This window comes from Fischerella sp. JS2 (genome assembly GCF_032393985.1).
Classification (GTDB): domain Bacteria; phylum Cyanobacteriota; class Cyanobacteriia; order Cyanobacteriales; family Nostocaceae; genus Fischerella.
Window position 1 is genome coordinate 204,036 of record NZ_CP135918.1, and the last position, 21,634, is coordinate 225,669.

The window sequence follows — 21,634 nt, forward strand, 5'->3', positions numbered from 1 at the left end:
ATGAAGGCTGAAGGATGAAATTTTTTTCTTCACACTTCACACTTCATACTTCACACTTCATACTTCACACTTCATACTTCATAATTCAACCTCTATGACTCCCCAAGCTCCTACTATTTTTTCACTACAGGCTCCCAAAGATGTTTCGCTGACAGATATTGAAGCGGAACTAAGTCAAATTTGGCAAAGTTATGGTATGGTCGGCGAGGATGGTACACTACCGGCGGCGACACGGGCAGCTACATTTACTTTGGTGGTTTATGAACCAGAAGAAACTCAGTATCTATTAGCAGCTTTGGGATTTTACAACGGCCCAATTGATGGCATTCCTGGCCCGCAAACACAAGCAGCACTGCGGGAAGTACAGAAAAAGTATGGGTTGACAGAGACTGGAACAGCTACAAAGGAAACCTTAACTCTGTTACGGGAAGAAGTTGCCAAACGTCACAAGGGTGGGGCGACAGAAAATGGTGCGACTGCATCCTATGGTTTAGATGCAAAAAGTCCCAGAATTGCTGATGAGATTGCTCTACGTAACCCTTGTCGTATTATTACTCTCTTACCAGTGGTGGGAGAAGACGAAGGCGTTAAGGCACAAGTCTCCGCCTATTGCCCAATTCAAAAAGGTTCATCAAGTACTCTGGTTTGTTGCGAATACATAACTCTTACCGGAACCCCCGCCGCTTTAGAACGAATTGGTGGTATGGTGCCAGCATTGACGATTGGGGGTTTACCTAAGTTTTTGTGGTGGAAAGCAACACCAGACCCCAACAATAGTCTCTTTAAGAGACTGGCAGCAGTGTGTGACAATGTGATTGTAGATTCTTGCAATTTCAACAAGCCAGAAACAGATTTGCTCAGCTTGCAAGCATTAGCAGAAAGTGGTATTCCTTTGGCTGACTTGAACTGGCGTCGCCTCTCTGCATGGCAAGAATTGACAGCAGAAGCTTACGATCCACCACAGCGTCGTGCTGCTCTTGTAGAAATTGACAGAGTTAATATTGATTATGAAAAAGGCAACTCCGCCCAAGCCTTACTATTCTTAGGTTGGTTGGCGAGTCGCTTGAGTTGGCATCCAATTTCTTATCAAATAGAAAGCGGAGATTACGATATTATCCGCGTTAGTTTTACTGCCGATAACCAACGGCAAATAGAAGCCGAATTAGCAGGAGTCCCTGTTGCTGATGTGGGTGAAGTTCCAGGCGACTTGATCGCTTTACGCTTAAGTTCTACCAATCCCCAGGCTAACTGCGGTACTTTGATCTGTACCGAAACTGGCGGTTGTATGCGGATGGAAACTCAAGGTGGCGCCCAATCAACTGGGTTATTCCAACAGGTAACTTCCCTCTCAGAACAAAAAGCAGAAGTGCTGCTGAGTCAACAGGTACAACGCTGGGGCCATGAGGCACTGTTTGAAGAAAGCCTAGCAGTAATAGGACAAATTCTCAAATTAGGTAATAGATAAATAGGTAATGGGTAATGGGTAATAGGATAGAAAATCAGTTACCAATTACCAATTAGCAATTAGCAATTACCAATGTCATTAATTATTGCAGGAGAACGTAGCGGGGTGGGTAAGACAACAGTCACACTCACCCTGCTGGCGTCTTTGTGTCGGCGATCGCACCAAGTACAATCTTTTAAAGTCGGGCCGGATTATATAGATCCCATGTTTCATCAGCATGTAACCGGGCGTGCTTGTCGAAATTTAGACCCGATATTAACTTCACCAAGCTACATACAGCAGTGTTTTGCTCGTCACAGCCAAGGGGTGAAATATGCCTTAGTTGAGGGCGTGATGGGGTTGTTTGATGGTGTAACCCCACCCCTTGCCCCTCCCTTTACTAAGGGGAGGGGTTGGGGAGGGGTAAATGATTATGCCAGCACTGCTCATATAGCAAGATTATTGGATCTACCTGTAGTATTGGTAATTGATTGCAGTCGCTTGTCTGGTTCGGTTGCGGCGATCGCTCACGGTTATAGTTCCTTTGACCCCAGAATTAAAATAGCTGGGGTAATCTTAAATCGTGTAGGTAGCGATCGCCACTTGCAATTACTCAAGGATGCTCTTGCACCGCTACAATTACCGATTCTTGGTGTATTGCGTCGCCAGGATAACATTACCATTCCTGACCGCCATCTCGGCTTAGTACCCACAGCCGAACTCCCTCAAATCAATGCTTTGATTGACCGACTTGCTGATTTGGGTGAGCTTTGCTTTGACTGGGAGAGGCTGTTACCTTTGTTAGAAGTGTCTGGAGAAACCCCACCCCAACCCCTCCCCTTACTAAGAACAGAGGTGAGAATTGCTGTGGCACGCGATCGCGCTTTTAATTTCTACTACCAAGACAATCTCGATTTGTTACAACAACTAGGTGCAGAGTTGGTTTTCTGGAGTCCATTAGAAGATACTGGGCTACCAGAAGGAGTACAGGGTATGTATTTTGGCGGCGGGTTTCCAGAGGTATTTGCCCAGCAGCTTGCGGAAAACACTGTTACTAAAGCAGCAATTAAGACAGCTATTTTGACGGGAATGCCTACAATTGCCGAGTGTGGCGGGTTAATGTATTTATGTGAGCAAATTGTCGATTTTGCAGGTAAATCTTGGTCGATGGTGGGAGTTTTACCCACAACCGCAGTTATGAGTGGGCGTTTAACTTTAGGATATCGTCGCGCTGTTGTTCTAGAAGATAGTTTGTTAGTAAGTGCAGGAACAACAGTTTGTGGGCATGAGTTTCATCGTTCCTATTTAATGTCCAATTTTGAGCAGCCACTATTTCAAACTTGTCGCTTTGATACCGATGAACATATAGGATATGAAGGATGGGGAACTAATTTACCATATCTCAATCTTCACGCCTCTTATATTCATATGCACTGGGGGGCATGTACAGAAATTCCCGAGAGGTTTTTAAAACGCTGTTTGGAGTTAGCACTTAAGTAAGTATGGCTTTGCTTAAAATCGTATGATTTTAAACGCAGAGGAACGCGGAGGTAGCGCACCAAGTAGCAGAGTTTTTAGAGATAATTCGCTCTACGAACTCTACGAATTTTGTGTGAGAAACTATTACCCTTTAGTTTTCCCCCAGTAACCTCTTCAACTTTTTATCTGTAAACGGGTTTTTACCAGTGCGTAAATCTTTGATCCAACGTCGTACTTTTAATTTTCCTATTTTACTATCGGTTGCGGCGATGTATGCCTCAAAGTCTTCGATCGCTCCTTGCTTGTTGCCAGTTAATGTTCTAGCAACACCACGCACAACTCGAATTTTTTGATTATTATTAGCAAGTTGTACAGCCTTTTCACAAGCTGGCATGACATCTGCTGCTTGTTTTTTCAGGCTACCTTGTAGGCAAAGTTCTCTCCACGCATCAGCAGAAATTTCTACTTTGGGATCTAAATTTTGGGCATTGGTATAAGCTATCACTGCTTGCTTAATCTTGCCCTGTTTCATAATTTTGTTTCCTTCATACATTAAAACTGGAGCCGCCAACCGCCCAATTTGAGTATCCAGTTTCAATGCTTCTTGGAACTTAGCGACTGCGCCTTCCAACTCACGTGTTTGTAGGCGTTGTTGTCCTTCCACAAGCAAGCGTTCTGCTTTGCCTTTGTTAACAAACTCTTGTGCTTTTGCCTTAGAGTCAAACTTTAAGTCAGTATTCCACTGCTGGGCTTTGTGGAAGCTGTTAACAGCATTCTCAAAGTCGCCTTCTCTGGCTAACTTTTCACCTTGCATCAGATAGATTTCGCTGAGTTCGACATTTTTTTGAAGTCGGATTCCCTTAAAACCTACAACTCCCATAACAGTTAACACAAATCCTGCTGTAAGTGAACCGACAAGTATGTGTTTGAAAAAATGATTGAATCTAGTTTTACTAGCTTCTTTTAATTCTGTTGTTCTTTCGGGTTGTGTGATTAGCTGTGTTAACTTTGGTTGTTGTTGCTGACGAATATAAGCTACTAAATGATCATAGGCTAGTTGATAGCGATTAGTAGAGTTGTCTCGCAATAAGATTACTATGCCGGATGTAACTAATATCTGCAACACTAAATCAAGTGATAATTGCTGTCTTTCCACACTAGTGATTAAGTGTTGCTGTAAATCCCGTTCTAATTCTGCACGAGTTTTGAGAGGACAATTACCTTCTGCATCTGTGAGGAAATACAGTACAAGTTCTGCTACTTTTTTATTTTCTCTACCGCAGTCTTCTATTACTTCATTTAAATAATGCTGAATTAGTTTTTCTTTTGCCTTTTCACCATACTGGTGATATTCAGCCAAGGTTGTAATATTCTCTTTTTGTAATTGCGCGCCGACTATCTGCAAATCCATTGGGCGCACCTCACCCACTTTTCCTGCTAAGTCTTGTACCAATTGTTCTATCAATGCAGGCTCAAGTTGAAAACGAGTACCTGCGGTTAAACTTTCGGTAAGAGTTTTCGCATTAGCAGGTGTAAGGTTTCTCAATTTATAAAGAATATTTTTACTGAGAATATCATTATTAATGATCTCCATGCTAGGTAAATCATTATACGCCAGCAAATGATGTAAGTAATTTTCTTGCAGTGCCAGAATTACTTTTACAGACAAAATATTTAGACATTCTCCCAGAAACTCAAAAAATTGTCGCCTTTGTTCTGGTTGTGTGTGAATCAGGAAAAATTCTTCAAATTGATCAAAAATCAGTACTGTACGAAGATTGTGCTGGTAATTATAGTGTAGTTGCTCTAGTAGGAAGTGGAATTTTGGCAGAGTGGGGGAGGAAGAGATAGGGAAAGTTTGAGGTTCTGGAATAATTTCGAGTTCTGAGGTTAAAGTGTCAAACTCAGAAGTCAAAATTTCGAGTTCAGAAGTCAAAGTTGCAAGTTCTAAGGCTAAAGTTTTAACCTCTAAAGTCGAAGTGTCGAGTTTTGAGATAGAAGTTTCAAGTTCTACAGCCGAGATTTCAAATTCTAAAGTAGAAGTTTCGAGTTCTGAACTCAAATAGTTATTTTTTCTATTGTCTTTATTTTCTATATCTGTAAATTCTTGGGTGTGTGTGTCTTCTCTTATTTCTAATTCTCCTACTCTCTGTTCTAATTGCTGTGCCAACTCTTCTATCCAGTAATCATAAACTCGTATTGGCACAACTAAGTTATCTTGATTAGCGATCGCTTTCTTTTTTAAAGCTGGAATTAATCCTGCATTTAATAGCGAACTTTTACCAACACCAGATTTTCCATGAATAATTATTAATTTGTAGTCCTCACTACTAATGCGCTCAAGCAACTGTTCTACATCCTTTTGGCGACCAGAGGCAGTGATTTCTGGTGCTATATTCTCTTCTTGGGATGGGATAAGTTGCTTCCTGACAGTTGTAATCAACTTTGCTTGCTGTGTAGCTGCTAAGCTACCTGCACCAATAAACGTCCGTAAGCCATATTTTTGTTCAACTGCACGTTGTTCAAACTTGGTAGAAAAGGCTTTCAGATATTGTTTTTGCTGTTTGTATAGTCTCTGTAAACTATTTAAAATACTAATGTAAAGATATGGATTATTGTCAGTGATACCAATTTGTTTAGCAGCTTCTAAATTGCTGATAGCTGCTAGAATTTCGTTTAATTGCTCTTGGGTTTCCGCCAGAATAAATAGACAGGAACTTTTAATAAATAAGAAACCCGTTAGAGAAGAAGGAGTAGGGAGGGAGTTTTGCTGCCAATGTTCTCTGTTCTGGTAAGTAGATAAAAATTCTAATGCTGTTTGAGCTAGGCTTTTGGCATAATGCCAATTGTTTTTTGCCAAAGCGACTTCAGCTAAAAGGTAATGATCTTGGGCTAGTTTCAGGAAGTTTTTTTCTTGGGATAAAGTTTTATTAGTTGTCTTATGTTCCACCTCAGGTAAGTGTTGCATATTTTGTGAATGCACCTTGTTCATTGCAAATGAGTTAATTTATTATCATATTTTAGTCTTAGTTAAAAAAGCACTTAATTTTTAGAGAAAATAAATTTACCTTTTTGCGATCGCTAATCCAGCTTTGGATGTTGCACAATATGGCAATAAAGTCATATAGACGCGCTCATAGGCTACTTACCCTTCGGGAATTTCAGGGAACAGAAGCCACTTCGTGTCTACCCGCAGGGTATCGCAAATACGCAAAGTACACGAAGAGGGTATTTTTTGGTAAAGGGAGAAAAGAAAATCATATTGCATTCATTTTGTCGTTGAGTTCTCGAATTCGTCGGGAGAGAATACCAATAATATTCACGGCAATTTCAGGAGTTTCATCAATTGCTTCGTAAAGCTGTTCTTGAGTTAATTCTAAGCATTCACAAGCTTCTAAAGTGGTGGCGGAAGCAGAACGTGGTTGAGCATCAAATACTGCCATTTCGCCAAAGGATTCGCCTTTGGGGAAAATAGCTAGTTGTTGTTTACCAATATGGACTTTGACTTTACCGGAAACGACAATATAAAGCGATCGCCCTTCGTCTCCTTCGTTAAAAATGGTGTAATGTCCTGGAAACGATAATTCATCCATGACAGAAGCTAATCGGACGATAAAATCATCGCGTAGTTCTTTAAAAATCGGTACTCTGCGGACAAATAATAAACGTTCAACGGTAGTTAGCATAATAAATAGTGGTTAGTAGTTAGTGGTTAGTGGATATTATTTTGTTTTTGGGTTTTTGCAGCTTTATCAAGATAATTTAGATATGCGTTTAGCTTTGGTGATAGATCATTAATAATAGGAGCAAGTCTATTTAATTGCTCATTTGTCATTAATTTACGAGAAGATGCCCGTTTTAACCAGTATTTAGTTTCATGTAAAGAGCCTCTAGCAATTTTGACAAAACGTTGATTAACTTGATAATTATGACGTCCTGCTCCTTCTGCAATATTTGCACCTATAACTATCGACAGAACGGATAATTTGCTTGCCAAGTGTATCTTTTTCAAAGTAACTCCAACTGATTACAATATCCCAAATCATATCTGCCAGCTTCTCAGCTAATTGGAAAACCTGTAAATCCTCAACACTCGATTTTTGCATTTTTATATCTCCACCACTAACCACTAATGTACAGACGCGATGTTCCTCGCGTCTCTACCCACTAACCACTAACTTCATTAACTCTTTGACTTGATTAATGACAAGCGGATGGGGATCTTTTTGTAGTTGGGGTAATATTTTGATTAGGATGCGGGGTGATACTACACTTAAATAGGCGATCGCTGCTTCTCGGACAAAACCTGTGGGATGGCTGAAGCTTTCTAAGACTTGTTCTGTGGTGAGACGGATGCGAGCAACTTGAGCAAAATGGAAACAACAAGCCAAGCACCAGTCAGAAAGTAAATGTTTATGTATTAATAAACTACGAATACGTTCGTTAACTGCCATTTGTTGGTATTCTGCCATCTCTGCTGCTATAAGATATTGCAGTTTTTCGGCTGGCGATCGCTGATCTAAAATATTAAGCAGTAAGGATTTATTTGGCAAATTTATAGTATGTTCTAAAATTTCTAATCCTCGTGCTAAATTTACTGCTGATGCCGAACGTAAATTAAAAGCTGCTGCTTGGATTTTTTCGATGGGATAAAGTAGCTGTAGTAGCAATAATAATCTTTCTTTAATATCACCTTCTAATTCTAATATGGCACGGTTTAATAAAGATATAACAGCAATAATTCTAATACCAGAATGATAAGTATCTATAGTTTCTTGTGTTTTTAAATCTATATATTGATTATAGATTTCCAATTGATTTTCAAAGTCTATGTAAGCTGCATAAAGTTCACCAATAAAATATAGCTCTTGCTCAATTAATGCCTTGACTTTGATTTCATAAAACTGTTCTACTAAACCAAGAATGCCTTCATTTTGTAACCTTTTGAGTAAAGCACGGAGAATATGATCTCTGCTATTACCCCGTGAGGTTTCTAAAAACTGCCATAAAGTATCTATCGCTTCTAAACTGGGGATTTGACTAATGGTACGCCAAGCGTAAATTCTCACTATTTCTGGCTTATAGATATTAGTAGCTAACTCAACCAACATTGGTAGGGCTTCATTTTCCAGTTTTACCAAAGCCTGCATTGCTGCATTGCGGGTTGATTTGTAATAAAGTCCTCCCAATAAAGCTGGATAATACTCCTCTAAATGAGTTGCGGCAATCATTTCTATGACAGCAAAACGCACTCGTAGGGATTCATCTTGCAATAAATTGGGAATATAAATTCGCAGCGCTTGCAAATGAACTGCTTCACTCAAGGCTTTTACTGCATTCACCCGTTCTTTTTCTTGGTGATGAGTCAGCATCCGTCGCAAAGTCTTGGTCGCCGCTAATTTTTGCATGGGTGTTCCCTCGCGCAGCAATAGAGCAGCAGCTGTAGCACGGATGATAGAGTGTTCTTCTGTAAGATACTTTTCTAATTGATTGACATCTGGATCTGACTCAGCCAACCAAACGTAGCGTAGGGAAAGAGCAAATATCTCTGGAGTAACACTATTTTGGGGTAGTTCCAATAAAGCACGAACTGCTGGCAAGTAAGCAGGATTTACACCTGCTGCAAGCATTACTTCCAAACTAGGTTTTTGCAAGCCAGGAGGTAACTTGACTAGTAAAGGAGCTAAGACTTCACCTACACCTTGGGGATCAATTTGAGATAAAAGTTCAATACAAGAGCGTTTATCTGTCTGAGTACCTTTTTCTCCCAAGGTTTGAACGACTGCTTGTTTGAATGCGCGTAAGTCTGCATTTGTAGCACTAAGTTGCCCTTGTCCTGCACTTAAAACTAACAAGTTAACGTAACGCGATCGCAAAAACCAAATTACTACCAAGCAGCACAAAGCTACAAGTACGGTTTCTAACACCAAAATTGAAGCGTGTATAGGTAGCAGTTTTCTGCCTAACCATAGGGTAAATAAAATTACAAAACCTGCTGTTCCTGCACCAAAGGTATCAGCAAAGCCTCCTGCTAATGACTGAACATGGCTACGAATTTTATTTGGGATGGGTTGGAAAAGTAGAGGTCCACTACTGACAACAAAGGTGTAACGTAGAAGTTCGTCTAGGAATTTCAGAATTACTAGACCCCATAAAAGATTATAGGAATTGCCCCAGGGCAATAAACCTAACAAGGGTATAGTTAAAGGCATTAACAAACCTACGGTGACTGGTAAAGTTGCAGCAGTGTAAAATACTCCAAAGCGCTCAAGGGCACGACTGGAAATAAATAACTGCATTCCCAACTCACATAATCCCGTAATCCCACCTAATAAACCCAAAAAGCTGGCAATATCTTTACCCTGAAAATTTGAATTCAACTGAGTAAGATATTGAAAATCAATCAATACTCCCATTGCTTGCAAAAGAGCGAAAAATGCAAACAGCAACCAGGCGTAACGCTTTATCGGTCCAAACAGGCGGCGTTTTTGAGAGTATTGTGCTGCTTCTATTTCGATTTGGGGAGTATCAGGAAAAGCCTGGGGATAATTTTTACTGAGATAAAAAAGAATAAAGGCCCCTAAGCCGATGAATACACCAGCTATGGGCATAATTACGTTATCTAATCCTACAAATAGCAATAGAAATGGCAAACTAAAGCCACTAATGACATCAGCTACTAAAATACCGCTACTGATCAGGGGAAAGGCGCGTTTAATTTCCCGAATGTTAAATAGTTGGTTAGCAGCAATCGAGGTATTAAGGTCGTTGATTACGTAAAATGCATCCACCCATAACCGTAGGAGAAATATGATAACTACCGAAAGATAGGAAACGTGTAAACCGATACGAAACAGAACTAGTGGCAAGAACATGCAAGGGGCGATCGCTATAATTACCCGCCGCAAGGGAAAAATCTTTTGCAACCAGGAGTATAACATGACCAAAACTGCACCCATAATGGCACTGGCGATATAAATCCAAGGTAAGGATTTAGCCCCGTACTGATCCAGAAACAGTGCTACTGTGGAGTCTTCTGACCACCGTAATCCTATTGATGTGCTGGTGTAAAAAGCGAACATTAACCAAGTGCGATCGCCTTCCTCTGGTCGAAGATTTACCCACTTAAGTAATTGCGACAAAATGCCTTTTTTGGGAGTAGTCCAGTAATTTTTCAGTTCCATGCAGTTTTAAAATAGTTGGTTGTTGATGGTTGGTGGTGAGTCCAGCCCCCAAAAAGGCGGTTCCCGTCACGATGGGGGACTGGCGAACCCGAAGGGTTGGTTGTTGATTGTTGGTATTCCAAACACCAGACAACACACAACACAAAACCTTAGTTACTCAGTTCTGCATGACCAGTATTAGACTTATTGCAAAAATCGGGAAAAGGTGTAGACGCGTAAACGACTGCCCATGCGCCGTAAGGCTTTGCCGTAGGGTAGGGGTAAGAGTTAATTAAAAAACCCTTTCCCTTTGCCCTTGAACCTCAAAGTGAGTACATAGCAAAAGTCCTGAGTAACCGAGTATTATTTTTCCCACTCAGAACTCAGGACTATCAATATTTATGTGAATTTGTTAGTTGTTGCTTGTTGGTTGTTGACTGATTACAAACATCAAACAACAAACACCAAACAACAAAATTAAATTATTTCTTCGGAGAAAGAAGCATCATCATGTTTCGTCCTTCTTTTTTGGGTGCTTGCTGCACCTCTGCAACTGCTTCTAAATCGGTTGCCATCCGTTTTAGCAAATCTTCTGCCAGATCGCTGTGTTGTATTTCTCGACCCCGGAACATGACGGTGGCTTTCACTTTATCGCCATCTTTGAGAAAACGTTCTGCTTGCTTAACACGGACGTTGTAATCGTGTTCTTCTATCTTGTAGCGCATTTTCACTTCTTTCACATCAGCTGTGTGCTGCTTCTTCCTGGCTTCCCGCGCTTTCTTCTCCTGCTCAAATTTGTACTTCCCATAATCCATAATCCGGCAAACCGGCGGATCGGCCTTGTCACTGAGCAGCACTAGGTCTAGCTCTTTTTCCTCGGCTAGTTGCAGCGCTTCCTGTGGGGACAGAATCCCCAACTGGGCTCCATCGGTATCGATGACCCGAATTTTCGGAAAGCGAATTCTCTCATTAATTTGGGGCAAATCGCGAGTTCTTTTTTTCTCAGTCACTGGCATTATGATTTGTGGCAGCTCTTTGTTAAGAATTGAGTTTGGTATTGTGTAATCTACCTCAGGAACATTAAAAATATCTGAGGACTAAAATAATGGTCTATATCTAGGGTAGCTAATCCATAGGATAGCCCTTGAGTAATTGTAACTGTTCTGTCATTCTACTCATTCTGAGAGAATTTCTATCCAATAGTTAACCTAAATTACACATCCGCAGCATTTGTTAACTATTGTAGCATTTGTTTGTCATATTATTGACACCTTAATGTTTCAGTATATTTGGTAATGATACAAATGCCAAATCTAAGGGTTCAGAATTTATAATTCTCTTTTTGTCCAGAAAGTATATAACGAACCGCAAAGAACGCAAAGAACAGAAGAATGGCATAGGTAGTCTTGAACTGAGCAGAGAATCATAGATTTGAGTTAATGAAAACAATTTTAGAGTAGTAATTTCCAGTATTATTACTGAGGTTTCAGCGAAAAATCCTTGATAAGCAAGGGCAAGAGTAAAGGGGAATAAAAACCCTACACCCTGAAATCAGTGAACAGTTAACAGTTAACAGTTAAAAACTGATAACTGTTCTACGCTTGTATTCTTAGGAATTAAGGTTCAAATCATAGCGCTGACACAGGGTTTGGAGTTTTTCACGGACGAGCGATCGCACAAGCCTTGACTCAATATAGTGGTTTTAAAAAATCTAGCTCCTGATTTCAATATCGTATAAAATGCAGAGGCTAAGGAGTTTTTGCTTTAAGCGATCACGTATGGGTTCAGGTGAGATGATTACGCATTCGTCCCAATAACGTGCAACTTCTCGAATTAGCCAAAACTCGTTGACAACCCTTCGCACTACTTGACGTACATCTCCAATTATTTCGTCTTCTAAGTCATCTTCCCTACGTTGATAAGACTTTACCATCCACCCTCGAAATTGTAAGTACACTTTGAGATAGTCTAATCCCTCTCGCCATTCGCCGCTTGCGGGTACAATTGAGCGGATTTTATCAAAGATTAAACTGCGGTTGTGCCAAAGTTCTGGCAAATCAGGAATCAAATTTTCTACATCTTCTGTTTCTTCACACCAAATCATTAAATAAAAGCGTTTATCAAAGAAGCGTGGTTCTGCATAACGTACTGTATACTGTAGTTCTTGTCCTTGAGAATTTTCATAGAGTAGGTAAAAAGGCTGTTGATTTTGCCTATATTCATCTATTTGACGTCGCCATGCTTGTACGAGTTTACTTGCTTGTTTGAGTAAAGATTGGCGGATTGCAGCATCTAAATTTCCTCGTTCTAGTAAAAGTGTAATTACAGTTTGAGCTTCGCCAATACGACCTGCATCACTGAGGGCTTTGATAGCTTGCTGCAAGGCATTAACTTGGTTTGAGTCTAGGGTAAAAGGCTTTCCGACTTCTACAGATTGTTGAGCGATCGCCACTATTAAGCCAGAAATACTGGGGTCTTTGCCCCAATATATATTGAGATTGCGAGCGATCGCTTCTAATTGCTCCTTGGTTCCAGGCGGAATTGACAGTGTAATTGTTTCTTTTTTTCTCGGCATTTACAAAATGTACTTGCACTTTTAAATTATTTGTGTCATATTCATAAATGTAATTATAAATAGCCTTGCTGCAAAAAAGTGCAGTGACATAGCCTGAAGTTGTAAGGCTGTGTCAGTATAAACACTCATTTCAAAAGTTTGCTTGGTAACATAGACTCGATTTTGGATTGAAATAACTGTATATGATTAAGCGCAATAGGCTTTTAAATCGCCCTCCCAAAAGCCTGGAGGAGCGTTATTTTAGCGAAATTCGTCCCCAGCTATACGAAAATCATGCACATCATCATCAGTATGGGGTAAGGAAAGGGACAACCCTTGCAGAACATCTTGACTCTGCGTGTCAATTCATTTTAACAGTCAGTCATAGAGCAGCAGTATCTGAAGATAAAAGACCTTTGTTACTAGCTGCAACAGCTGTTCATGACCTCAATAAATTAGATACTCAAGGGCGCAATGTCAAAACCTTAGCTAGAAATCAAGACTTTTTAAGAGAACAGCTAGAAAAGGCTTGTGTACTTAGCTTTGTGGTAACAGAAGATGATTTAGAGTTAGTTAGAAAGCTAATTGAACGTCATTCAGGTCACAACGTCAGCGACGGAGCAAGATTTCTACCAGAAGATCCAGATATTGAACGTTGGGCGGCGATGCTTACAGCTGCTGACTTGTTTGATTTGGGAATTCCAGATGAAAAACGTTTTCGCAAACTGGAAACAGAATTAACTGTTGCTTTTGGGCGAAGCTGTAACCTGTTGAGAGTGAGCCTTTCTGAGGATAAAGGTTATATAACAGCCCTATTGCTGGGTGCTTGCGAAGAAGTTTTACAAAAATATGGCTTACATTGTTTAGCTATCTTTCCTGATGGGGCATTATTTGAAGGTGAAGTTTTACCAAATGCAGATTTGACAAAAGAGATAGCTGCTGTTTGGCAAAGTAAAATTGACCAAGTTTTTGGGAATAACATTGAAAGACTTGTTAGACCTACAAAGGATGGTATTAAGGTTACTCAACAAGCTATCCAACAAAATATTGATGAAGTTTTAGTAAATATAGAGGCTCTTTTAGAAAAGAAAAAAGCTAGTTACAAATCAGACAAGATTGCTAAAGATGTAACTAAGTGGGGTGATGCGGCTGGTGCAGATGCACTACAAAAAGCATCTGAACTTGATTTAATACCTGTAAGTAATGCAGAAGAATTTGCTGTATCTGAAGGACTAAAAGCAGTTTATCTCAGCTACCGTGAGGCTGGATTAAGCCCTAAAGAAGTTTGGGATAAAATCGCTCATCATACAGGGATTTCAGAACAGCAACGTATAGCAATTGAGCCATTTAACAGTCAGTATGGACGACCTTTATTTGCTGCTAAGGCTGCTGTTAATGGGATTGAGGGTATTAAAGAAGCTCTCAAAGAATCTTTCCAATTAAGAAAAGAAAGTACACAAACCTCCGAAGAAGTAGAAGTATCTGAGGAAATGGTTGCAGCCGTTAACAGAATAGTAAATTTACCTTTCACTATTCAGTTAAATGGAGTCAATGATTTAAATGCTTATGTAGAAGCTAATCCTAAACAAAGATGCTCTTTAGGTTCTACATCTACTGATATAGATGAGCTAATTTCAGATAATATGCCTCCTGGTACAAAAGTACAAGCTTTTTCTAACCGCTTACCAGGGGGGATTAGTGCAGAACCTAAAAGACAAGCAGATTCAATTGCAGCTTTAGCTTATCAATTGATAGCAGTTGGTGCAAATTTTCCGGCTGTTAAAAAACGAGACCCACTTTATTTACACTTAGCATTACCTAAAGGTTCCGCACCGGAATTATTAAGAATTTGGCGTGAACTTCTGCGACAAATTGCTGCAACAAATGGTGACGGTGGTACTGTCACTGTTGATGAACTTCAGTTATATCGAGATAACAAGCTTGAATTTAAAGCTAATAAAGTAGTTGGTGCAGCGTTACCTAAACGTTCAGAGTTTGTACATACAACAGTTATTATTCCTTTAGTTTGGGGGGATGTTAATGCTTCTTTAGCTTTACTAAAATCACTGAGACTAGGTTTAGAAATATCTTTGTCTTTAGATATTGGCTTTCCTTTTACTCTTAGTAGCAACTTAGAAGTTGAGTTATTTGATGATGTTTATGGACGAGTAGAGGGAATACCTGCTGCACTACAACCTTTATTCGGAAGTGGACAGTATCAGCAGAGTGAAGATGCAGAAAAAATTCTAGAGAGACTGCGCTGCATTGGCAAACTAGCAACATCTGTCGTGAGTATTCAAAAAGCCGATGATTGTTTATATGATTTGGCTCGCGCTTGTGTTAGACCAATTGAACTTTATTTTGTATTGCTACGTTGGATTTTACGAGAACAAGATGAACCAAACTTAAGCGTTATTTGGAATCGGATTTGTGAGCCATTAAATACTTTATTGGAGAGCCTTATGCCAAATGAAAGTTCTTTATTAACTAAGTATCTCAAAGAAGCTGCTCAAATTGCAGCAGAAGGAAAAATCTGGGGTAGTTCTTTTAAAAGAACTGCTCAAACAGAACCTTTTACAGCTTTTATTTCTGCAATTCGTTCTCAAAAATCTCATTTAGATTTAGAGATTATTTTTGCGGCTTTAATACAGCAATATCATACCCGCTTAGACCGTATTCGTGAACACGGGGTAGGTGCAACAAAACTAGAGCAAGTCAAGCGTTATTACGATATTTTGCGAAAGCTATATGAGGAAATTTATTCAGCACGTCCTGAAAAGTTATTATCTGACCAAAAAACTTTAGAAGCTGCTTATTTATTTTTCCTTGAAGAAGCGCGTAAGCAGCTTAAAAGCCAAACGGAAGATAATTCAACTGAAACAACTACAACAGTGTAATTAATTAGGAGTTTGTTATGTCCATTCAAAAGCTTTCATCAGTTCTCGCAGCTACTTATGAAAACTTCCCAAAAGGGCGTTTTATTACCTTAGTAGTTTTACGAACAACTCATTCTGAAACTATCTTTCGCACAGAAGGTTCTGGTGAACCAATGTGTAGTGAGTTTGTGCAAGCTGGTGTTAATAATGACAATATTATTCAACGTTTGGTAATGACTAAACGTAAACAAATTGCACCAGAAAGACGTTACGGAAGAGAACATTTAAGAGCGCATGAGCTTTTATACACCAATATTAAAGATGGTTCTCTTTGTTCGTTAAATACTAATTCACCTTGCGAAATGTGTGTAGACTGTTTTCTCTACGGTTTCGCTGCTGGTGGAGGTGGCGCACAAAAAAGCCGCATTTGGACTGAGGACGCTTTTAGTATTTTACCTGCTACCGATGTTGTAGGCGATCGCACAATTAACGCCATCTATGAAAATGGCACAATGCGCGATGAAAAAGGTAACGCTTCGACCGCTTTAAATACTAGCGAATATATCAAACCAGGTGTGCATTTTCTAGATGTTGTCACCTTAAAAGATGTCACATCTGATGAACTACGATACATCATCGGAAATATTCTGTTCACCAGTCGTTACGGTGCAGTGTCCAGCCGTGTGGGACGCATGGAAAACCAAATATTAGGCATATTTGGCAGTATTACAGAACTTCCTAGTTCTTTGGAACTTGTACAAGCTACGTATGATGTTTTAGGCAAACCCTTAGAACACCCTTTAAATACTAACCAATTAATTACAGCCAGCAAACAAGTCATTACCAATTGGCAAAACAAGAGAGGCGTATCTGTGCATTTATCTGAAGCAGAAATAGCAGATTTAATTGCTGATGTAGAAACTCATTGGTCAGAAGCAGAACGTGATAATTTCCTCAAATGTTTAAGCCAATCTTATGAACCTTTCCGTCAGGTAGCGGCGGAGAAGAAAAAAGCTAAAGGTAAAGGCAAAAATACACCAGTTGAAGTAGAGAGTTAGATTATGTCAACAATTCCTTTTCAGCAGGCAAAACTTGTTGAATTATACTGTCTTGAACCAGTCTTTTTTGCCTCTAGGGAGTTGTCTGATACCTATTACACTGAGGGGGTAATTGGGAATTATGCTCTTACCTATGCTTTAGGTAAAGTAAATTCCCCCTATCGCCTCCAAGGGCAGGCTACAGGACGACCAACCTACAAAGAAGATTTACAACCAATAGCACAGGATTTTTATATTTTACCAGCTTCACCCATTGGCAGAGTGACATTTAGATTTGAACGTTTCAATGCTCTTTCTGATGCTTATTGGTATGCAATGACTAATAACCGGGTAGCGACAGCAAGAGAAGATTTACCATTACAACGTCAAGGGAAAAAACCAAATTCTTTCAGACCAAGTAATTTTCCCCAAACTGGAAGATTGCGAATGATTGAACGCGGTAATAAATTCCAAACTTTAGTATTTGGAAATCATCAATTACCTGCTTATATTCGCATTGGTAAATTCATGAGTAAAGTCAAAGTGAATGTACTAAATGAATTACCAGTAACTTCACTACCAGAAGGTGAATATCAAAGTCAATATTATCTAAATGCTGCTGATTTACCACAGCAAATAGAAACATTAGCTTTCGATTTAATTTCTATTCCACCTGCACCTATCATTAAAAATCTGCGTTTTCGAGGTGCTGCTTGGCAGGTTGGAGAAATGATTGTACCAGCAGGATTACATTTTTGCGGTAGAGAGTAGCAATGAGTAATCAAAAATTAGTTATTAGGTTGGAACCTCGTAGTATTTCAGCTTGTGCATCAACAGATAAAATACCATTTATCAAGAATGCACTACAACATCAACTAGATGTATTTGAACAATCAAAAGATGCAGATATTATCCTTGATTTAGCACCAACTGGCACAGGTAAAACCAAAGCAGGATTAGCAGTATTAAAACATCAGCCGAATAAAAGTGCTGTTTACATTGCTCCAACTAATGCTTTAATTGAACAACAAACAGAAGCAGCAAAACAGTTTGTACAGGATGCTAATTTACCTCATGTTGTGAAAGCTGCTTCGGCTAAAGATGTTAAAAGCTGGCCTAACGAGAAAGTCGGCAGACGTTCAGGAGAAAAACTATATAATGTTTTGCGAAATCCCACAACAGTTTTTGATGATGTGGGGGCAAACACACCAATTCTCTTGGTCACAAATCCTGATATTTTCTATTATGCAACTTTCTTTGCATATCACAAGCTAGATAAAGGTAATATTGCTGCTGGCTTTTACACCAAATTTTCTACAGTCATTTTTGATGAATTTCATCTCTACGATGCTAAACAGCTAGTAGGAATGCTGTTTTATCTTGCCTATTCTCACGTTTTTCGCTTTTTTCAAAATGGACGTAAGGTAGTGTTGCTGACAGCAACACCAGAACCAGCTTGTGAATTAGCATTGGAAAATTTGAAACAGGCTGGTGTGAAGATAGCGAGAATTGATGGAGAAGCAGGTAATAATAATCTTTTACCATCACAAACAGCAGTGAATTTGGAATTAAGACCCCAACCAGATAGTAAGGAAGAGTGGATAGCAGAGTTAGCAACAGAAGTTGTCCATCGTTTGCGAGAAAGACCAAATGAGAATGGTGCGGTAATTCTTGATTCTCTCGATAATATTAATCTTCTCAAAAAAGTTTTGGACAATCAAGGACTTACTGATTATATCGGACGCATTACAGGCCCTGCACCCAAACCAGATAGACAAAAGGCTATGCAATGTCAAATAATATTGGCTACTAGCACTGTAGATGTAGGATTTAACTTTGAAAGAAATCCTGAACCAACAAGACAAAATTTAGACTGGTTAATTTTTTCGGCACGCGATCGCGCCGCATTTTGGCAGAGAATTGGTAGAGTAGGGCGTGTTTTAGGTAAAACTGAAACTAACGTTGACTCAGAGGCTATTGCTTACTTACCTGCTAACGCTTGGGAAGAAGGCTTAACTTCTCTTAATACCACTAGAGGACGTACAGCACTAAAAGATGTACTTGATACACTTCCCTGTCTGGATAAGCCTTTTTTAACAGCTTACTGGCGTTCAGAAGCATTTCTAGAAATTGCCCGTCCTTTACTGGAATTGGAAGAAGTTTTTGAAAATCTAGGAGGTGCTGAATTAATTTCTAAACTGTTTGAGACTTTAAAATCAGTTTTGGGAGGAAATCGTACTTGGGAATACTATCGCCACAGAATGAAAGTTTTACGGGGTGCTGAAACTATAGCTAAAGAGTCTCTAGAAAAATTAAAAAAAGACTGGAAATACATCAAAGGTGGCCAGGCTTTTGTCCGAACATTTATTAAAACTAAATTCCCTGAAGATTGGGATGATTTACAAGCTGGACGTACAACTTTAGACGCGTACGAAGACCTGTTTAAAGAAGATGATGAAGCACTAGCGCATTTAAAAGAATTTGCTGAAGTTTTTAGTACAAGCTATGCCCCATTATTTAGTTTTCGCTATAGTCTTTTTGAAAGCCTTCCCATTTGTGATCCTCATGGTTTAGTGCTAGATGAATCGGAAGTAACTCAATTAGATCCTTTTCATCTATTGCGCTATTACGAATTTGCCCAAAATGGTGACTATATTGAAGTAACCAGCCGTGCTACTGAAACCTATCAATTGAGTTTTAGACTACGTTATCATGATACTTGGCAAGAGTTTATTAGTACACAACTTAACAAATTAACAGCCTTCAAAAATTGTCAAATTATCCGTAGCGCTGGAGGGGCAATACACCCAACGCCCCTAATAAAAGCTTTAAACAAACATCTTTTACCAGGCGTAATTATTTGCCCAAGAACAAACGCTTCTGTAATTTTTCAGTTAAACAGGCAAGGAATTACTTCTTACCTAATAGCAATTATTTGCAATGACGCGGAGAAAGAATATAGATTTTTTTCAGGCTTGTCAGGAATCTTAACAATGGCTATGAAATTTAAACAGCTACGTCTCCCAGATGATGAAGTGTTTATCGCTGGTTAGAAATTAATCACTTCCCAAAACCCGAAGTACGTTTTCTTTTCTTCGCTGATGCTTGCGCCAGCAACTCTGCACTAAAACCTTCTTGATGTTCCGGCATTAGTTTGCGAGTACGCTGGCGTTGGTATTTCTGCACTTCAGCAGCAAGGGGATGATTAGGATCAATAATGAGATGAGTAATGGAGACGACATAACGTTCTTTTTCTTCTGTATTGGATGCTAAGGCGCACATAATCCCACCCATATCGCCGGAATAGTTCACGGAGTCAATCAAAAACTCTTGATCCGGATCAGTTGCTTCTCCTCGTTGTTTTAAGGTTTTTAGAAACTCTTTTCCCGCCCGTGCTTTAATTGGTAAGCTTGCTTGCAATTTTTCTGTCAAGGCAACTGCTGCATCATAATTGTCAATAATCATTTGTCTTCCCCTTTAGTGATTTTTTCCAATTTAGAAGCATCTCATGCCACACAGTCTTGTTCTGAATCTCATTCCCAAGTCTCCCATCTATCCTAATTATCTGACTGGTAGACATTACCACGCACTGTTTTTAAATCTTGTGAGTTCGGTTGATAGAAGTTTGGGTGACTTACTCCACGACTCCACCGCCGACAAAGCTTTTACTCTTTCCCCTTTACAAGTGAAGTCAAGTTATACAGGCAATGGTAGTGGCAAGCGAGGATATGTAAACCAAAAAAATTACACTCTGCAATGGCAACAAGATAAACCCATTCCCCCAGGTACTCCCTGTTGGTGGCGTATCTCCCTATTAGACGACACTCTTTTTAGCCAACTCACCCCACTTTGGCTGAATATTAATCCCGAACATGGTTGGCACTTGGGTTCTGCGGATTTGTACATTACTAGTATTCTCGGTACTCCCCAATCAACTCAACCTTGGGCTAATGCTTGTACTTACAAGCAATTATATGAGCAAGCAAGTGAGAGCGATCGCACAATTTCCCTTACCTTCACCACACCCACCGCCTTCCGCCAAGGAAAGTATGATACCACTCTCCCGACGAGAGAATGCGTATTTAATTCTTTACTAGGGCGCTGGAATAAATATAGTGGTATTGAGTTTGCAAATCTTTTTCTTGATCCTATATTTCCCAGTTTTGTCAACATTCATACAGAAATCTTAGCAGACTCTCGCAGTAAATTTATTGGCATTGTTGGAGAAGTTAATTATCGGATTTTGGGAGAAGCTGAACCCATCCAAATCAAGCAAATTAACACTTTAGCTGACTTTGCTTTATATGCTGGAGTTGGACGAAAAACAACGATGGGTATGGGTATGACACGTAGGATTAATGGTTAGTAGTTAGTAGTTAGTCCCTTCGTCCCTAATCCCCAAAGGGCCACGAGTTCCACGTTTCTCAATCCCTAATACTTATGAATAATACAGAATATATTCCGATTGCGGCATTAAATCAATATGCTTATTGTCCGCATCGCTGCTGGCGGATGTTTTGTGCAGAAGAATTTATTGATAACCAATATACAATTGAAGGTACAAGTTTACATGAACGTGTACATACTTTGGGTGATAGCAATCGGGAAGATACTTGGCAAATTCGAGCAATTTATTTGAAATCCGAAAAATATCAACTCATTGGAAAATCAGACTTAATTGAATTAGAAAATAGTGAATGGTATCCCATAGAATATAAGCAAGGACTTAAAGGTGAATGGGATAACGATGAGTTACAAGTATGCGCCCAAGCGTTGTGTTTAGAAGAGATGACAGGAAAATCTGTCACCACAGGATATATTTATTATGCCCATTCCCATCAGCGTCAATTAGTGGAGATTTCTGAGGAATTAAGACAAAGTGCGATCGCCACAATTAAATCAGTACAAAATCTCCTAGAAACTGGCATCATGCCAACAGCAACCTATAGCAAACGTTGCCAAGGATGCAGTTTTTACAACCAATGTTTACCACAAGTAGCAGAAAAAGTCAGGCGGTATCAAGAAGATATTTAAGTTAGTAGTTAGTAGTTTACTCCTCACACTCCTCACACTCCCCATCG

The 21,634-nt window shown here is 39.5% G+C and carries 15 protein-coding genes; 8 read left to right on the top strand and 7 right to left on the bottom strand.

What is annotated here, in order from left to right; all coding sequences use genetic code 11:
• Positions 1-94 precede the first annotated feature (94 nt).
• Both opcA and RS893_RS00910 read left to right on the top strand, forming a co-directional pair.
• Positions 95-1,465 (top strand): glucose-6-phosphate dehydrogenase assembly protein OpcA, encoded by a 1,371-nt coding sequence (gene opcA, locus RS893_RS00905; protein ID WP_315789380.1) that lies wholly within the window; start codon positions 95-97, stop codon positions 1,463-1,465.
• A 72-nt stretch (positions 1,466-1,537) separates the two neighbouring features.
• Positions 1,538-2,944: a cobyrinate a,c-diamide synthase gene (locus RS893_RS00910; protein ID WP_315789381.1), complete on the top strand. Its 1,407-nt coding sequence runs from the start codon at positions 1,538-1,540 to the stop codon at positions 2,942-2,944.
• A 130-nt stretch (positions 2,945-3,074) separates the two neighbouring features.
• Here RS893_RS00910 and RS893_RS00915 read toward each other — a convergent pair whose 3' ends face one another.
• The 6 genes from RS893_RS00915 to RS893_RS00940 all read right to left on the bottom strand — a co-directional run bounded on the left by RS893_RS00915 (position 3,075) and on the right by RS893_RS00940 (position 12,661).
• Positions 3,075-5,891 (bottom strand): hypothetical protein, encoded by a 2,817-nt coding sequence (locus RS893_RS00915; RefSeq protein WP_315789382.1) that lies wholly within the window; start codon positions 5,889-5,891, stop codon positions 3,075-3,077.
• A gap of 289 nt (positions 5,892-6,180) precedes the next feature.
• Positions 6,181-6,609 (bottom strand): cyclic nucleotide-binding domain-containing protein, encoded by a 429-nt coding sequence (locus tag RS893_RS00920; RefSeq protein ID WP_315789383.1) that lies wholly within the window; start codon positions 6,607-6,609, stop codon positions 6,181-6,183.
• A 26-nt stretch (positions 6,610-6,635) separates the two neighbouring features.
• Positions 6,636-6,920: a four helix bundle protein gene (locus RS893_RS00925; RefSeq protein ID WP_315789384.1), complete on the bottom strand. Its 285-nt coding sequence runs from the start codon at positions 6,918-6,920 to the stop codon at positions 6,636-6,638.
• Positions 6,921-7,083: 163 nt separating this feature from the next.
• Positions 7,084-10,107, bottom strand: a complete 3,024-nt coding sequence (locus tag RS893_RS00930; protein ID WP_315789385.1) for an MFS transporter — start codon at positions 10,105-10,107, stop codon at positions 7,084-7,086.
• A 461-nt stretch (positions 10,108-10,568) separates the two neighbouring features.
• Positions 10,569-11,102: a translation initiation factor IF-3 gene (gene infC / locus RS893_RS00935; protein ID WP_009458803.1), complete on the bottom strand. Its 534-nt coding sequence runs from the start codon at positions 11,100-11,102 to the stop codon at positions 10,569-10,571.
• A 695-nt stretch (positions 11,103-11,797) separates the two neighbouring features.
• The gene (locus tag RS893_RS00940; protein ID WP_102152232.1) at positions 11,798-12,661 is read right to left on the bottom strand and encodes a transcriptional regulator; all 864 of its coding nucleotides are present in this window, start codon (positions 12,659-12,661) and stop codon (positions 11,798-11,800) included.
• Between the two features lie 182 nt (positions 12,662-12,843).
• Between RS893_RS00940 and RS893_RS00945 the strand changes: the two genes are divergently transcribed.
• The 4 genes from RS893_RS00945 to cas3 are packed head-to-tail and all read left to right on the top strand — an operon-like array spanning position 12,844 to position 19,606.
• Positions 12,844-15,537, top strand: coding sequence for a CRISPR-associated protein Csc3 (locus RS893_RS00945; RefSeq protein WP_315789388.1), 2,694 nt, complete (start codon positions 12,844-12,846; stop codon positions 15,535-15,537).
• A 17-nt stretch (positions 15,538-15,554) separates the two neighbouring features.
• The gene (gene cas7d / locus RS893_RS00950; RefSeq protein ID WP_315789389.1) at positions 15,555-16,574 is read left to right on the top strand and encodes a type I-D CRISPR-associated protein Cas7/Csc2; all 1,020 of its coding nucleotides are present in this window, start codon (positions 15,555-15,557) and stop codon (positions 16,572-16,574) included.
• 3 nt (positions 16,575-16,577) lie between these two features.
• Positions 16,578-17,324: a type I-D CRISPR-associated protein Cas5/Csc1 gene (gene cas5d, locus RS893_RS00955; protein WP_315789391.1), complete on the top strand. Its 747-nt coding sequence runs from the start codon at positions 16,578-16,580 to the stop codon at positions 17,322-17,324.
• 2 nt (positions 17,325-17,326) lie between these two features.
• The gene (cas3, locus tag RS893_RS00960) at positions 17,327-19,606 is read left to right on the top strand and encodes a type I-D CRISPR-associated helicase Cas3' (protein ID WP_315789392.1); all 2,280 of its coding nucleotides are present in this window, start codon (positions 17,327-17,329) and stop codon (positions 19,604-19,606) included.
• A 7-nt stretch (positions 19,607-19,613) separates the two neighbouring features.
• Here cas3 and RS893_RS00965 read toward each other — a convergent pair whose 3' ends face one another.
• Complete coding sequence (locus RS893_RS00965; protein ID WP_315789393.1) at positions 19,614-20,018, bottom strand: hypothetical protein; 405 nt, start codon at positions 20,016-20,018, stop codon at positions 19,614-19,616.
• Positions 20,019-20,061: 43 nt separating this feature from the next.
• Between RS893_RS00965 and cas6 the strand changes: the two genes are divergently transcribed.
• Together cas6 and cas4 are read left to right on the top strand one after the other, a co-directional pair.
• The gene (gene cas6 / locus RS893_RS00970; protein WP_315789394.1) at positions 20,062-20,919 is read left to right on the top strand and encodes a CRISPR-associated endoribonuclease Cas6; all 858 of its coding nucleotides are present in this window, start codon (positions 20,062-20,064) and stop codon (positions 20,917-20,919) included.
• A gap of 74 nt (positions 20,920-20,993) precedes the next feature.
• On the top strand, positions 20,994-21,587 hold the full coding sequence (gene cas4, locus RS893_RS00975) for a CRISPR-associated protein Cas4 (protein ID WP_315789395.1): 594 nt from the start codon (positions 20,994-20,996) through the stop codon (positions 21,585-21,587).
• The last annotated feature ends 47 nt before the right edge of the window (positions 21,588-21,634 follow it).

What these genes read in the sequence shown, in the direction of transcription:
- opcA (WP_315789380.1), top strand. Translation starts at nt 95, where the DNA reads ATGACTCCCCAAGCTCCTACTATTTTTTCACTACAGGCTCCCAAAGAT.
- RS893_RS00910 (WP_315789381.1), top strand. Translation starts at nt 1,538, where the DNA reads ATGTCATTAATTATTGCAGGAGAACGTAGCGGGGTGGGTAAGACAACA.
- RS893_RS00915 (WP_315789382.1), bottom strand. Translation starts at nt 5,891, where the DNA reads ATGCAACACTTACCTGAGGTGGAACATAAGACAACTAATAAAACTTTA.
- RS893_RS00920 (WP_315789383.1), bottom strand. Translation starts at nt 6,609, where the DNA reads ATGCTAACTACCGTTGAACGTTTATTATTTGTCCGCAGAGTACCGATT.
- RS893_RS00930 (WP_315789385.1), bottom strand. Translation starts at nt 10,107, where the DNA reads ATGGAACTGAAAAATTACTGGACTACTCCCAAAAAAGGCATTTTGTCG.
- infC (WP_009458803.1), bottom strand. Translation starts at nt 11,102, where the DNA reads ATGCCAGTGACTGAGAAAAAAAGAACTCGCGATTTGCCCCAAATTAAT.
- RS893_RS00940 (WP_102152232.1), bottom strand. Translation starts at nt 12,661, where the DNA reads ATGCCGAGAAAAAAAGAAACAATTACACTGTCAATTCCGCCTGGAACC.
- RS893_RS00945 (WP_315789388.1), top strand. Translation starts at nt 12,844, where the DNA reads ATGATTAAGCGCAATAGGCTTTTAAATCGCCCTCCCAAAAGCCTGGAG.
- cas7d (WP_315789389.1), top strand. Translation starts at nt 15,555, where the DNA reads ATGTCCATTCAAAAGCTTTCATCAGTTCTCGCAGCTACTTATGAAAAC.
- cas5d (WP_315789391.1), top strand. Translation starts at nt 16,578, where the DNA reads ATGTCAACAATTCCTTTTCAGCAGGCAAAACTTGTTGAATTATACTGT.
- cas3 (WP_315789392.1), top strand. Translation starts at nt 17,327, where the DNA reads ATGAGTAATCAAAAATTAGTTATTAGGTTGGAACCTCGTAGTATTTCA.
- RS893_RS00965 (WP_315789393.1), bottom strand. Translation starts at nt 20,018, where the DNA reads ATGATTATTGACAATTATGATGCAGCAGTTGCCTTGACAGAAAAATTG.
- cas6 (WP_315789394.1), top strand. Translation starts at nt 20,062, where the DNA reads ATGCCACACAGTCTTGTTCTGAATCTCATTCCCAAGTCTCCCATCTAT.
- cas4 (WP_315789395.1), top strand. Translation starts at nt 20,994, where the DNA reads ATGAATAATACAGAATATATTCCGATTGCGGCATTAAATCAATATGCT.